Source organism: Mycobacterium sp. DL (assembly GCF_039729195.1).
GTDB lineage: Bacteria > Actinomycetota > Actinomycetes > Mycobacteriales > Mycobacteriaceae > Mycobacterium > Mycobacterium hippocampi_A.
On sequence record NZ_CP155796.1, the window covers coordinates 2585380 to 2598182 of the forward strand.

A 12803-nucleotide genomic window follows, 5' to 3' on the forward strand; every position below is an offset into this window, starting at 1 on the left:
CAAACCGCTGTGAATCTCCCGTGCGGGAGGTCGTCTAGCCCCGTGAGTCTTTCGGGTTCAGCTCGTCGAGCAGGCGCTGCATCGTCAGAGTCATCTGCGCGAAGTCCTTCCGGCCGACCAGTTCTGACCATCGTCGCTCCATGTCGGCGACGCGATCGCCGGCAACGGCCATCAGGCCGCGGCCACGCTCGGTCAACTCGATCAATTTCGCGCGACCGTCGACGGGGTCCGGGCGACGGGTCACGTAGCCCATCGCGGCGAGATCGTTGACCAATCCCGAGGTCGCGGCCAAGCTCAACTGCGCACGCTCGGCCAGTTCCGTCAGTCGAACGCCGCCCATCCGGATGTTGCCGAAGATCTGGAAGTGCGGTTCGCGGATGTCGCCGTAACCGGCCGCAGTTCGGGGGGCGGCAAGGTCGTCGCGGAACTCCCGCAGCAGCCTCACCAACAGCTGGCCGATGGCCAGTCGGTCCTGGGGCAGATCCCTTGACGTGGCCATGTCCGCTGAGGATACTACGGATACCGAAGTTTCGGTTTCCGAAGTAAATGGAGGATGATGGCTTCCGAACTCGTCACCACGGCTCTGGGCGGGCTCCATGTCGAGCGCATGGGTGCGGGATCTCCGGTGGTGTTGTGGCACAGTCTTTTTCTCGACTCCCGCTCGTGGTGTGGTCTTCAGGACGACCTGGCGCGCACCCGCTCTGTGATCGTCGTCGACGGCCCGTCGCACGGCCGAAGCGCACCCGTCGGGCGCGACTTCACCTTCGCGGAGTGCGTCACCGCCGCCGAGCAGGTGCTCGACGGCCTCGGTGTGACCGGGTCGGTCGACTGGGTGGGAAACGCCTGGGGCGGCCACGTCGGAATCCAGCTGGCCGCGCACAGACCCGGCCGTATCCGGACGCTGACCACGATCGGCACGCCCGCTCATGCGCTGCGCGCGGCCGAGCGATGGACCAAGGTGTGGCCGCTGGTCCAGCTCTACCGGCTGACCGGTCCGAACCCGCTGCTGGTCAAGCCGCTGTCGGAGGCATTGGTCGGCGCCGAATCATTCGAGGCGGCACCCGAACTCGCGCGCAGCGTGATGAGCGCGTTCACCGGAGCGGACAAGGCGGCCATGTTCCGTGCGATGCGGTCGATGATGCTCAATCGTCCGGACATGGGCGCGGACCTGTCGACCATCACCGTCCCGACGCTGCTCATCGCCGGCCGCGACGACATCACCGGTTGGCGGCCCGCCGACGCCCAAGCGGTCGCCGACACCATGGTCGATGCGAGGGTTGTCGCCGCGGACGGGTCCGGACATTCCTCGCCGCTGCTGATCGACCGGCAGACGGTCGCGGCGGCACTGACCGACTTCTGGGCGGCTCAGCCGGTGTAGGTCAGGTCAGAGGTCGGCGAGGATGAGCGAAATGACGTCCAGTCCTTCGAGAAGAAGGTCGTCGCTGATCGTCAGCGGCGGCAGGAAGCGGAGCACGTTGCCGAAGGTCCCGCACGACAGCACGATCACACCCGCCTGGTGAGCGGCGGCGCAGAGCTTCTTGGTCAGTTCCGCGTCCGGATCGAAGGTGCCGGATTTGACCAATTCGACGGCGATCATCGCGCCGCGGCCGCGGACGTCGCCGATCCGATCGTCCTCCGCCTGCATCCGGCCGAGTTTGTCCTTCATCAGCGATTCGATGTGCGCGGCGCGCTCGACCAGACCGTCGGCCTCGATCGTGTCGATGGTCGCCAGCGCTGCAGCGCAGGCCACGGGATTGCCGCCGTAGGTGCCGCCCAGCCCGCTGACATGCGGAGCATCCATGATCTCGGCGCGACCGGTGACCGCAGACAGCGGCATCCCGTCGGCGATGCCCTTGGCGGTGACGATCAGGTCCGGTTCGACGCCCTCGTGTTCGCAGGCGAACATCGCGCCGGTGCGGGCGAATCCGCTCTGCACCTCGTCGGCGATGAACACCACGTTGTTGGCGCGACACCAGTCCAGAAGTGCGCGCAGGAATCCCTCCGCGGGAACGATGAACCCGCCCTCACCCTGGACCGGTTCGATGATCACCGCGGCAAGGTTGTCGGCGCCGACCTGCTTGTCCATCACGGTGATGGCCCGCTTGGCCGCGACCTCGCCATCGGTGGCCATCTCCTTGCCGAATTCGGCGTCGCGGAACGGATAGGACATCGGGGCGCGGTAGACCTCGGGTGCGAACGGGCCGAACCCGTGCTTGTAGGGCATTGATTTGGCGGTCAGCGCCATCGTCAGGTTGGTGCGGCCGTGGTAGGCGTGATCGAACGAGACCACGGCCTGTTTGCGGGTGTAGGTCCTGGCGATCTTGATGGCGTTCTCGACGGCCTCGGACCCGGAGTTGAACAGCGCCGAGCGCTTCTCGCCGGTTCCGGGGGTCAGCCGGTTGAGTGCCTCGGCGACAGCGACGTACTTCTCGTAGGGGGTGACCATGAAACAGGTGTGGGTGAACTTGCCCGCCTGCTCGGCCACCGCTTCGACGACCCGTGGCGAGGAATTCCCGATCGTCGTGACCGCGATTCCCGATCCCAGGTCGATGAACCGGTTGCCGTCGACGTCCTCGACGATGCCGCCGTACGCGCGCGCCGCGTAGACGGGCATGGTGTTGCCGACCCCACGTGCCACCGCGGTGGTCTTGCGCTTGATCAACTCAGATGACCGCGGGCCCGGAATCTCGGTGGCGAGGTGGCGGCTCTGCTCGAGGGTGCTCAACTGGAGACCTCCTGGATGTCCTCTGGAAACGGGCGACGACGACTGCCGGCTGCGGTTCGAGCCTAGCCGCTGGAAGGTTCGATCCATCGATAACCTGGGCACCCTGTGCCGAGATCATCGGCGACGCCGGGCAACGGCAACGAATTTCGTTGTGGTGACGTCCGGATCCGCCCCTGCCGACGGTCCCGGAGCGGTCCAGGTGCCGCGATAGCCGACCCGGGGGGTCGGAAGTGACGGGCCGCAATGGCACACTGGTCGACAACTTCTTCATAGATGCGGCCCCGACCTCTGAGGTCGGGGGCCGTGACCGCGAGACCGATACGAAAGACAGTAACCGCCATGGATCTGGTCATCTTCCTTCCACTGCTCATCGTCATGGGCGCGTTCATGTACTTCGCCTCCCGCAAGCAGAAGAAGGCGATGCAGGCCACCATCGACCTGCACAACTCTCTCCAGATCGGTGATCAGGTCCACACCACGTCGGGTCTGCAGGGCACGATCACCAACATCGGCGACGACTATGTGGACCTGGAGATCGCCCCCGGCGTCGTCACCACCTGGATGAAGCTCGCCGTGCGAGACCGGATCGTCGACGACATCGAGGACGACGAGGACGAGGTGGCGGAGTCAGAATCTGAACCCATCTCGAAGGCCACCGAGATCACCGAAAGCCCCAACACCAAAGACTGACAGCTGATATCTCAGCTTCAGCACTTACCCTTTGCGTGCGTTGCCGCACCGAGCGGTACTGACGAACTGATCTCGAGGAGACTCTGACACGTGGCATCGTCTTCGACGCCGGTGCACCCTGCCCGCTACCTGGTTCTTTTTCTTGTGATGCTCATCGGCTCCTACCTGCTGGTGTTCCTCACCGGGGACAAGGAGCCCGATCCCAAACTGGGCATCGATCTGCAGGGCGGCACCCGGGTCACGCTGACCGCGCGCACCCCGGACGGCACACCGCCCACCCGGGATGCGCTGAACCAGGCGCAGCAGATCATCAGCGCCCGGGTCGACGGTCTCGGTGTCTCGGGCTCCGAGGTCATCATCGATGGCCAGAACCTCGTGATCACCGTGCCCGGCAACGACAGCAGCGAGGCCCGCAACCTGGGCCAGACCGCGCGCCTGTACATCCGGCCGGTGATCCACTCCATTCCCGCGGAAGGCGCCGAAGGCGCGCTGCCGCAGGAGGGCCCGGCGCCCGGCATGCCCCCCGGTGCGATCCCCGGCATGCCACCAGGTGCGATCCCGGGTGCCCCACCGGGTGCCGTTCCGGGGCTGCCGCCCGGCGCGATCCCAGGCGCACCCCCGGCCGACGCAACCCCGGCGCCGCAGCCGCGTCCTTTCCCTGAGCAGCCCGCTCCGAGTCCGTCGCCGAGTCCGAACCCGGGTCCAGCGCAGGAACCGGGCACTCCGCCCGGCCCGGGGACCGCACCCGCGATACCTCAGGGCGATCGCGACGTCCCGTTGGCCACCCGCATCCAGGACGAGAAGCGGCTGCGCCAGAGCGGTGAACAGGCGATCCAGATCCTCGCCATGCAGTTCCAGGCCACCCGTTGCGGCGAAGACGACGTTCTGGCCGGCAACGACGACCCGAACCTGCCTCTCGTGACGTGCTCGACCGACGGCCAGCAGGTCTATCTGCTGGACGCCTCGATCATCAGCGGTGAACAGATCGCCAACGCGACCTCCGGGATGGATCAGCAGCGCGGCGAGAACGTCGTCGACGTCGAGTTCGACAGCGAGGCCGGGGAGATCTGGGCGGACTTCACCGCCGCGAACGTCGGCACACAGACGGCGTTCGTCCTCGACTCGCAGGTGGTCAGCGCGCCCCAGATCCAGGAGGCCATCCCGGGTGGTCGCACGCAGATCACCGGACAGTTCACCGCGGACTCGGCGCGCGACCTGGCCAACGTGTTGAAGTACGGCTCGCTGCCATTGTCCTTCGAGTCCTCCGAGGCCGAAACCGTCTCGGCGACCCTGGGACTGTCCTCGCTGCGGGCAGGGCTGATCGCGGGTGCGGTGGGTCTGGCTGCAGTGCTGCTGTACTCCCTGCTCTACTACCGAGCACTCGGGCTGTTGGTCGCGCTGTCGCTGGTTGCCTCGGGCGCGATGGTTTTCTCGATCCTGGTGTTGCTCGGCAGATGGATCAACTACACGCTGGACCTTGCCGGTATCGCCGGTCTGATCATCGGTATCGGCATGACAGCCGACTCGTTCGTGGTGTTCTTCGAGCGAATAAAGGATGAGATCCGGGAAGGTCGGTCGTTCCGGTCCGCGGTGCCGCGAGGCTGGGCGCGGGCCCGCAAGACGATCCTGTCCGGCAACGCGGTCACCTTCCTGGCTGCTGCGGTGCTGTACTTCCTGGCGGTCGGCCAGGTGAAGGGTTTCGCCTTCACGCTGGGATTGACCACGATCCTCGACATCGTCGTTGTGTTCCTGGTGACTTGGCCGCTGGCCTACCTCGCGTCGAAGTCGACGACGATGGCCAAACCGTCGCTCAACGGGTTGGGAGCCGTCCAGCAGATCGCACGCGAACGCAAAGCGGCCGCACACGCCGCGGGACGGGGTTAGCAGATGGCGGCCAGACACAACCGCGACGCCACGTCCACCGAGGCCGACGCCTCCGACGCCGAATCCGTCGCCGAATCCGTCGCGGCGGATGCACCCCGGCACGGCTTCTTCGTCCGGCTCTACACCGGTACCGGCGCCTTCGAGGTCGTCGGCCGCCGCAAATTCTGGTACACCGTCAGTGCCGTCATCGTGGGCATTGCTCTCGGGGCAATGCTGTTGCGGGGCTTCACCTTCGGCATCGACTTCGAGGGCGGCACGAAGGTGTCGATGCCGCGCGGTGACAGTCAGGCCACAACACAACAGGTCGAGGCGGTCTTCAGCGAGGCGATCGGCCAGCCGCCCGAATCGGTGGTTGTCGTCGGTGCCGGGGACACCGCGACTTACCAGATCCGTTCGGAGACCCTGAGCAACGAGCAGACCGAAGAGCTCCGCACGGCCTTGTTCGACGCGTTCCAGCCCGTCGGCGCGGACGGTCAGCCGAGCACGCAGGCAATCAGCGACTCGGCGGTGTCGGAGACCTGGGGCGGTCAGATCACCCAGAAGGCACTGATCGCGCTGGTCGTGTTCCTGGTGCTGGCAGCCATCTACATCACCGTCCGCTACGAGCGGTACATGGCGATCGCCGCGCTCGCCACACTCATCTTCGACCTCGTGGTCACCGCCGGTGTCTACGCGCTCGTCGGTTTCGAGGTCACCCCCGCGACGGTCATCGGGTTGCTGACGATTCTGGGCTTCTCGCTCTACGACACCGTCATCGTGTTCGACAAGGTCGAGGAGAACACCGAGGGCTTCGAGCACACCACCCGCCGTACCTTCGCCGAACAGGCCAACCTGGCCGTCAACCAGACCTTCATGCGGTCGATCAACACCAGCCTGATCTCGGTGCTGCCGATCGTTGCGCTGATGGTGATCGCGGTGTGGTTGCTGGGCGTCGGCACGCTGATGGACCTCGCGTTGGTGCAGCTCGTCGGTGTCATCGTCGGGACCTACTCGTCGATCTTCTTCGCCACACCGCTGCTGGTCAGCCTGCGGGAACGCACTGACGTGGTGCGCAAGCACACCCGGAGGGTGCAGAACCGCCGCGAGACGGCGGCGGCCAAGGCTGCCGGCGCCGAGGGGCTCGAGGGCGACGACGACCGGGCGGAACCGGAGCCCGCGGCGGTCGCGGCACCGGCCCCCGCTGCTGCGATGCCGCCCGACAAGCCGGCACCCGGGGCCCGTCCCGTTCGGCCCTCGACGAGCAGGACCGGACGACCGTCGGGTAAGCGAAGCCCCGGAAAGCGCTAGGAGCGGTAGCTCCGATGACCAACCGGCTGATCCCGCGTCGCCTCACTGCGCTGTCTGCGGTGCTGGTGCTGATGGGCACTCTCGGGCTGACGTCGTGCGGGGACAGCGCGGCGGACTCGGTCGACTACGCCATCGACGGCGCTCTGATCAGCTACAACACCAACACCACCGACGGGGCCGCGTCGGGTGGGCCGCAGGCGTTCGCCCGGGTGTTGACAGGTTTCAACTACCACGGCCCGGACGGCCAGATCGTGGGCGACCACGATTTCGGCAGCATCGCCGTGGTGGGTCGGACGCCGCTGATCCTCGACTACGAGATCAAGCCCGAAGCCGTCTACTCCGACGGCAAGCCGATCACCTGCGACGACATGGTGCTGGCGTGGGCGTCGCAGTCGGGCAGGTTCACGTGGTTCGACGCCGCCAACCGGGCCGGTTACACCGATATCGCGAGCATCGACTGTGCGCCGGGACAGAAGAAAGCGCGGGTGTCCTTCGCCCCGGACCGCGCATTCACCGACTACGGCCAGCTGTTCGCCGCGACGTCGATGATGCCGTCGCATGTGATCGCCGATGTGCTCGGCCTCGGCGACGGTGGTGTGACGACGGCGTTGCTCAACAACGACGGTCCGGCGGTCGAGCGCATCGCCCAGGTCTGGAACTCCACCTGGGACCTGACCCCGGACCTGGACGTCAAACGGTTCCCGTCGTCGGGGCCCTACAAGCTGGAATCGGTGACCGACGAAGGCGCGGTCGTGCTGGTGGCCAACGACAAATGGTGGGGTGCCCCGCCGGTCACCGGCAGGGTCACCGTGTGGCCCCGCGGATCCGACATGCAGGACCGCGTCAACGAAGGTACCTACGACGTCGTCGATATCGCGACGGGGTCGTCGGGCACCCTCAACCTTCCCGACGACTACGTGCGAACCGATTCGCCCTCGGCTGGCGTCGAGCAGTTGATCTTCGCGCCGGCGGGTCCGTTGGCGGCGGTGCCTGCGCGTCGCGCCGTGGCGCTGTGCACCCCTCGTGACGTCATCGCGCGCAACGCCACTGTCCCGGTCTTCGACTCCAGGCTCAACAGTGCGACCGAGGACGCGTACGGAGTCGCCGAAACCACGCCGGAGGCTGCGGGGTTCGCCGTGGCCAACCCTGACGCCGCCCGCGACGCGCTCGGCAACCGGCCGCTGACCGTGCGGATCGGCTATCAATCGCCGAACGCCCGGCTCGCCGCCACGGTGGGATCCATCGCCCAGTCCTGCGAGCGGGCGGGGATCACCGTCGAGGACGTCGCAGCCGAGGACATCGGCCCGCAGTCGTTGCGCGACAACCAGATAGATGTGCTGATCGCAACCACCGGCGGAGCTGCCGGGAGCGGCTCGTCGGGGTCATCGGTGATGGACGCGTACAGCCTGCACAGCGGCAACGGCAACAACCTGCCGCGCTATGCCAACGAGCGCATCGACGGCATCATCTCGACCGTGGCGGTGGTCTCGGACCCCAAGGAGATGGCCCGACTGCTCGGCGAGGCCGGCCCGATCCTGTGGGCCGACATGCCGACGCTGCCGCTGTACCGTCAGCAGCGGACGCTGCTGACGTCGACGCAGATGTATGCGGTGAGCAGCAATCCGACGCGATGGGGTGCGGGGTGGAACATGGACCGTTGGAGGTTGAGCCAGTGAGCACAGGTGGGGTCGGGCAGATCATCGCGTCGCTGCTGCGGGAGGTGCCGGACTTCCCCGAACCAGGCATCCAGTTCAAGGATCTGACGCCGGTGCTGGCTGACGCCCGGGGTCTGGCCGAGGTCAGTGAGGCGATAGCGGAGATCGCCCGAGGGGCGGACCTGGTAGCCGGCGTCGACGCGCGGGGATTCCTGCTCGGCGGCGCCGTCGCGATGAAGCTCGGTATCGGCGTGCTCGCGGTGCGCAAGGGCGGCAAGCTCCCGCCGCCGGTGCACAGCGAGACCTACAGCCTCGAATACGGCACCGCGACGCTGGAGGTCCCCGCCGACGGGATCGACCTGGCAGGTCGCTCCATCGTCGTGATCGACGATGTGCTCGCGACCGGGGGGACCCTCGCCGCCACCAACAAGTTGCTGATCGCAGCCGGTGCGAACGTCACCGGGGCGGTGGTGATGCTCGAACTCGCCGCGCTGGGGGGCCGGGCGGTGCTGGAGCCGTTCCCGGTCACCAGCTTGTACACCGTCTGAGCGGATATCCTGCGAAGAGCACAGTCATCGGAGGCACGCATGGCCAGCGAGATCCACGCAGATCCCCGCTCGGGCCAGGCTGTGCAATCACCGTCGAGCGCGGGCGCCGCGAGCCCGGAAACCCAGCCGATGGAGATCCCCAAGCCGGATTCGTCCAAGGCGGCGACGAGCGCGTCGCGGCGGGTGCGGGCCCGTCTCGCCCGCCGGATGACCGCCCAGCGCAGCACGGTCAATCCGGTGCTCGAGCCGCTGGTCGCCGTCCATCGCGAGATCTACCCGAAAGCGGATCTGACCCTGCTGCAGCGAGCCTATGAGGTTGCCGAGCAGCGCCACGCCGACCAGTTGCGACGCTCCGGTGACCCCTACATCACCCACCCGCTGGCGGTGGCCAACATTCTGGCCGAGCTCGAGATGGACACCACCACGCTGATCGCCGCGCTCTTGCACGACACCGTCGAGGACACCGGCTACACCCTCGAAGCCCTGACCGAGGAGTTCGGCACCGAGGTGGGACATCTGGTCGACGGTGTCACCAAGCTGGACAAGGTGGCGCTGGGCACCGCTGCCGAGGGCGAGACCATCCGCAAGATGATCATCGCGATGGCACGGGATCCGCGGGTGCTGGTGATCAAGGTCGCCGACCGGCTGCACAACATGCGCACGATGCGCTTCCTGCCCCCGGAGAAGCAGGCACGCAAGGCTCGAGAGACTCTGGAAGTGATTGCGCCACTGGCGCATCGACTCGGGATGGCGACGGTCAAGTGGGAGCTCGAGGACCTGTCGTTTGCGATTCTGCATCCGAAGAAATACGAGGAGATCGTGCGTCTGGTCGCCGATCGGGCACCGTCGCGCGACATCTATCTGGCGAAGGTCCGTGCCGAGATCAACGCCACGCTGACCGCGTCGAAGATCAATGCGGTGGTGGAGGGCCGGCCCAAGCACTACTGGTCGATCTACCAGAAGATGATCGTCAAGGGGCGGGACTTCGACGACATCCACGACCTGGTGGGCGTGCGCATCCTGTGCGACGAGATCAGGGACTGCTACGCGGCGGTCGGCGTGGTGCATTCACTGTGGCAGCCCATGGCCGGACGTTTCAAGGACTACATCGCCCAACCGCGCTACGGCGTGTACCAGTCGCTGCACACCACAGTCGTGGGGCCGGAGGGCAAGCCACTCGAGGTGCAGATCCGCACCCGTGACATGCACCGCACCGCCGAGTACGGCATCGCGGCGCACTGGCGCTACAAAGAAGTCAAGGGACGCAACGGTTTGCCCAGTGGGCACGCGGCCGCCGAGATCGACGACATGGCCTGGATGCGCCAGCTACTGGACTGGCAGCGGGAGGCGGCCGACCCGGGAGAGTTCCTCGAGTCGCTGCGCTACGACCTTGCGGTGCAGGAGATCTTCGTGTTCACGCCCAAGGGCGACGTGATCACCCTGCCCGCCGGATCCACGCCGGTCGACTTCGCCTACGCGGTGCACACCGAGGTCGGTCACCGCTGCATCGGGGCCCGCGTCAACGGGCGGCTCGTGGCCTTGGAGCGCAAGCTCGAAAACGGCGAACTGGTGGAGATCTTCACCTCCAAAGCGCTCAATGCCGGGCCGTCGCGCGATTGGCAGACGTTCGTGGTGTCGCCTCGGGCGAAGGCCAAGATCCGGCAGTGGTTCGCCAAGGAGCGGCGCGAGGAAGCGCTCGAGGCCGGTAAGGACGCCATCGCGCGCGAGGTCAGGCGTGGCGGACTTCCGTTGCAGCGCTTGATGACCGGCGATTCCATGAGTGCGCTGGCCCGTGAGCTCCGATATCTCGACGTCTCCGCGCTCTACACCGCGGTCGGCGAAGGACATGTCTCGGCCCGCCACGTGGTGCAGCGCCTCGTCGCGCAGCTCGGCGGTGACGACGAGGCCGCCGACGAGATCGCCGAACGGTCCACACCCGCGACAATGCCGATGCGGCAGCGCAGTACCGACGACGTCGGAGTGGCGGTACCGGGCGCGCCCGGGGTGCTCACGAAGCTCGCCAAGTGCTGCACCCCGGTGCCCGGCGACGTCATCATGGGGTTCGTGACCCGCGGTGGGGGAGTCAGCGTGCACCGCACCGACTGCACCAACGCCACCTCGCTGGAGCAGCAGTCGGAACGGATCATCGATGTCCAGTGGGCGCCGTCTCCGTCGTCGGTGTTCCTGGTCGCGATCCAGGTCGAAGCCCTCGACCGGCACCGACTGTTGTCGGACGTGACCCGCGTCCTGGCCGACGAGAAGGTCAACATCCTCTCCGCGTCGGTGACGACCTCCAACGACCGGGTGGCCATCAGCAGGTTCACGTTCGAGATGGGCGACCCCAAGCACCTCGGCCACGTCCTCAATGTGGTGCGCAATGTCGAAGGCGTTTTCGACGTCTACCGTGTCACCTCGGCGGCCTGACCGATCACTGCCCGTCGGACTCCGGTGGTTCGAGGGCCAGGCGGCGGACCGCGCGTCCCACGTCCGCTGCCAACGCGCTCCGATCGAGATCGGCCGTCAAACCTGCGCCCCAGCGGCCGACGTCGACTGCGCCGTGGGCAAGAGACCAGGCCAGCAACGCCCGCTGGAAGGACTCCGGTTGTCCCAGTGCAGGATTGGCTGCAGTGATCGCCTCGGCAAGGCGTGAGAACGCCGCGCGCGCAGCCTGATCGAGCGCCGCGGCCTCGGCACCGGGGAGTTCCAGGAGCAACGTGCGGAACATGAGCCGGTAGTGGCTCTCGTGCTCCCATGCGAACAGCACATATTCTGCGGCCAACCGTTCCAACCGGGCGGAGCCCGTCGTCTCCCGGTCGGCGATCTCGACCTGGCGTCGACCGAGGGCATCGAACCCGTCGAGGGCGACAGCGGCCAGGAGCGCGTTCTTGTCTTCGAAGTGATGGTAGGGCGCGCCTGCAGAGACACGGGCGCGTCGGGCGACTGCACGAAGTGTGACGGCGTCGACGTCGGAATCGGCGATGAGCTCGAGGGCCGCGTCGATCAGCGCCCGGCGAAGGTCGCCATGGTGTTGTCCGACAGCCCGATTCACACCGATATGTTTGACAGTGTTCAACTAGCCTGTCAAGATAAACAGTGTTCAACACATCGGGAAGGTAAGCAGATGGCGGGTTCGGACGCGTCGGCCGTCTTCCGTGTGTGGGGGGTCGCCCTGTCACGGTGCACGCGCTGCACAGCGGCACCGTCACGATCAAGCGCAGCCACGCGAGGGGATGCCTGCCCGAACGGAGCCCGTCACTGTTGAGGTTGCTCGCGATCCTCGCCGACCGCCGCTTCGCCGCGCCCATGCCGATCTTCAGCTATGTCGTCGACCATCCCGAGGGGCTGTTCGTCATCGATGCCGGGGCGTCCCCGACGTACAACGACCTCGAATCGTGGCGGACGGACCCGCGAAGCCGGGTCGTCTTCTGGTCGTTCATTCGGCTGGATGTCGGACCCGGCGGGGCGCTTCCAGACCGGCTCGCGGCCATCGGTCTGCCACCGAACAGAGCGCGAGCTGTGGTTCTCACCCACCAGCACATCGACCACACAGGTTCGATTCCGGCGTTCGACGGCGTCGATGTGTGGACGACTCGCGCAGAGGACGACGCTGCAGACCGGATCGGTGCACTCCACTGGCGCTGGCGTACCGCTGACACCAGAATTCGTCATGTCGACACCGAGGGCGAGCCCGGCGAATTGGGTCCGACGGTTGCGCTGACCACCGATGGGGCGCTGCAGGCGATATGTACTCCCGGCCACACGCCAGGGTCGGTGACGGTACGGCTGCGCACCGACGACACTGACGTCTGGTTCACCGGCGACACCTCTTTCACCGCCGAGCACATGAACCCGAGCGCACCGACAGCGGGCATTCATTCGGATATGCGAGCCGTTCGGGCGCTGCAGGCCCGACTACAGGACGCGGGGATGCTGCTGCCGTCCCACGATCCCGGGGTTCCGGCGCGGCTGCGCGAATACCGTGTGGGGTCGGGGAGTTCCGGCCCGGCGGCCTGA

General features: G+C 66.9%; 11 protein-coding genes. 8 read left to right on the forward strand and 3 right to left on the reverse strand.

The window, feature by feature from the left end:
• Positions 1-34 precede the first annotated feature (34 nt).
• Complete coding sequence (locus ABDC78_RS12510; RefSeq protein WP_178358428.1) at positions 35-499, reverse strand: MarR family transcriptional regulator; 465 nt, start codon at positions 497-499, stop codon at positions 35-37.
• 57 nt (positions 500-556) lie between these two features.
• Between ABDC78_RS12510 and ABDC78_RS12515 the strand changes: the two genes are divergently transcribed.
• Entirely contained in the window at positions 557-1378 is an 822-nt protein-coding gene (locus tag ABDC78_RS12515) for an alpha/beta hydrolase (RefSeq protein ID WP_178358429.1), read from the forward strand.
• Positions 1379-1384: 6 nt separating this feature from the next.
• On the opposite strand, the gene gabT is transcribed toward ABDC78_RS12515, so the two are convergent.
• The gene (gabT, locus tag ABDC78_RS12520) at positions 1385-2725 is read right to left on the reverse strand and encodes a 4-aminobutyrate--2-oxoglutarate transaminase (RefSeq protein WP_178358430.1); all 1341 of its coding nucleotides are present in this window, start codon (positions 2723-2725) and stop codon (positions 1385-1387) included.
• 339 nt (positions 2726-3064) lie between these two features.
• Between gabT and yajC the strand changes: the two genes are divergently transcribed.
• The 6 genes from yajC (at position 3065) to ABDC78_RS12550 (ending at position 11213) form a co-directional block, all read left to right on the forward strand.
• A complete protein-coding gene (yajC, locus tag ABDC78_RS12525) occupies positions 3065-3415 on the forward strand; it encodes a preprotein translocase subunit YajC (protein ID WP_178358431.1) in 351 nt (116 codons plus the stop codon).
• A gap of 90 nt (positions 3416-3505) precedes the next feature.
• Complete coding sequence (gene secD, locus ABDC78_RS12530) at positions 3506-5299, forward strand: protein translocase subunit SecD (protein WP_178358432.1); 1794 nt, start codon at positions 3506-3508, stop codon at positions 5297-5299.
• A 3-nt stretch (positions 5300-5302) separates the two neighbouring features.
• Positions 5303-6586, forward strand: coding sequence for a protein translocase subunit SecF (gene secF / locus ABDC78_RS12535; protein ID WP_178358433.1), 1284 nt, complete (start codon positions 5303-5305; stop codon positions 6584-6586).
• A 14-nt stretch (positions 6587-6600) separates the two neighbouring features.
• On the forward strand, positions 6601-8262 hold the full coding sequence (locus tag ABDC78_RS12540; RefSeq protein WP_178358434.1) for an ABC transporter substrate-binding protein: 1662 nt from the start codon (positions 6601-6603) through the stop codon (positions 8260-8262).
• Positions 8217-8789 (forward strand): adenine phosphoribosyltransferase, encoded by a 573-nt coding sequence (locus ABDC78_RS12545; RefSeq protein WP_178358435.1) that lies wholly within the window; start codon positions 8217-8219, stop codon positions 8787-8789. Before ABDC78_RS12540 ends, ABDC78_RS12545 begins: the two co-directional genes overlap by 46 nt.
• 39 nt (positions 8790-8828) lie before the next feature.
• Entirely contained in the window at positions 8829-11213 is a 2385-nt protein-coding gene (locus ABDC78_RS12550; protein WP_178358436.1) for a RelA/SpoT family protein, read from the forward strand.
• A 4-nt stretch (positions 11214-11217) separates the two neighbouring features.
• Here the strand turns inward: ABDC78_RS12550 and ABDC78_RS12555 are convergent, their stop codons facing one another.
• A complete protein-coding gene (locus ABDC78_RS12555; RefSeq protein WP_178358437.1) occupies positions 11218-11838 on the reverse strand; it encodes a TetR/AcrR family transcriptional regulator in 621 nt (206 codons plus the stop codon).
• Positions 11839-11945: 107 nt separating this feature from the next.
• On the opposite strand from ABDC78_RS12555, the gene ABDC78_RS12560 reads away from it, so the two are divergent.
• On the forward strand, positions 11946-12803 hold the full coding sequence (locus tag ABDC78_RS12560) for an MBL fold metallo-hydrolase (RefSeq protein ID WP_178358438.1): 858 nt from the start codon (positions 11946-11948) through the stop codon (positions 12801-12803).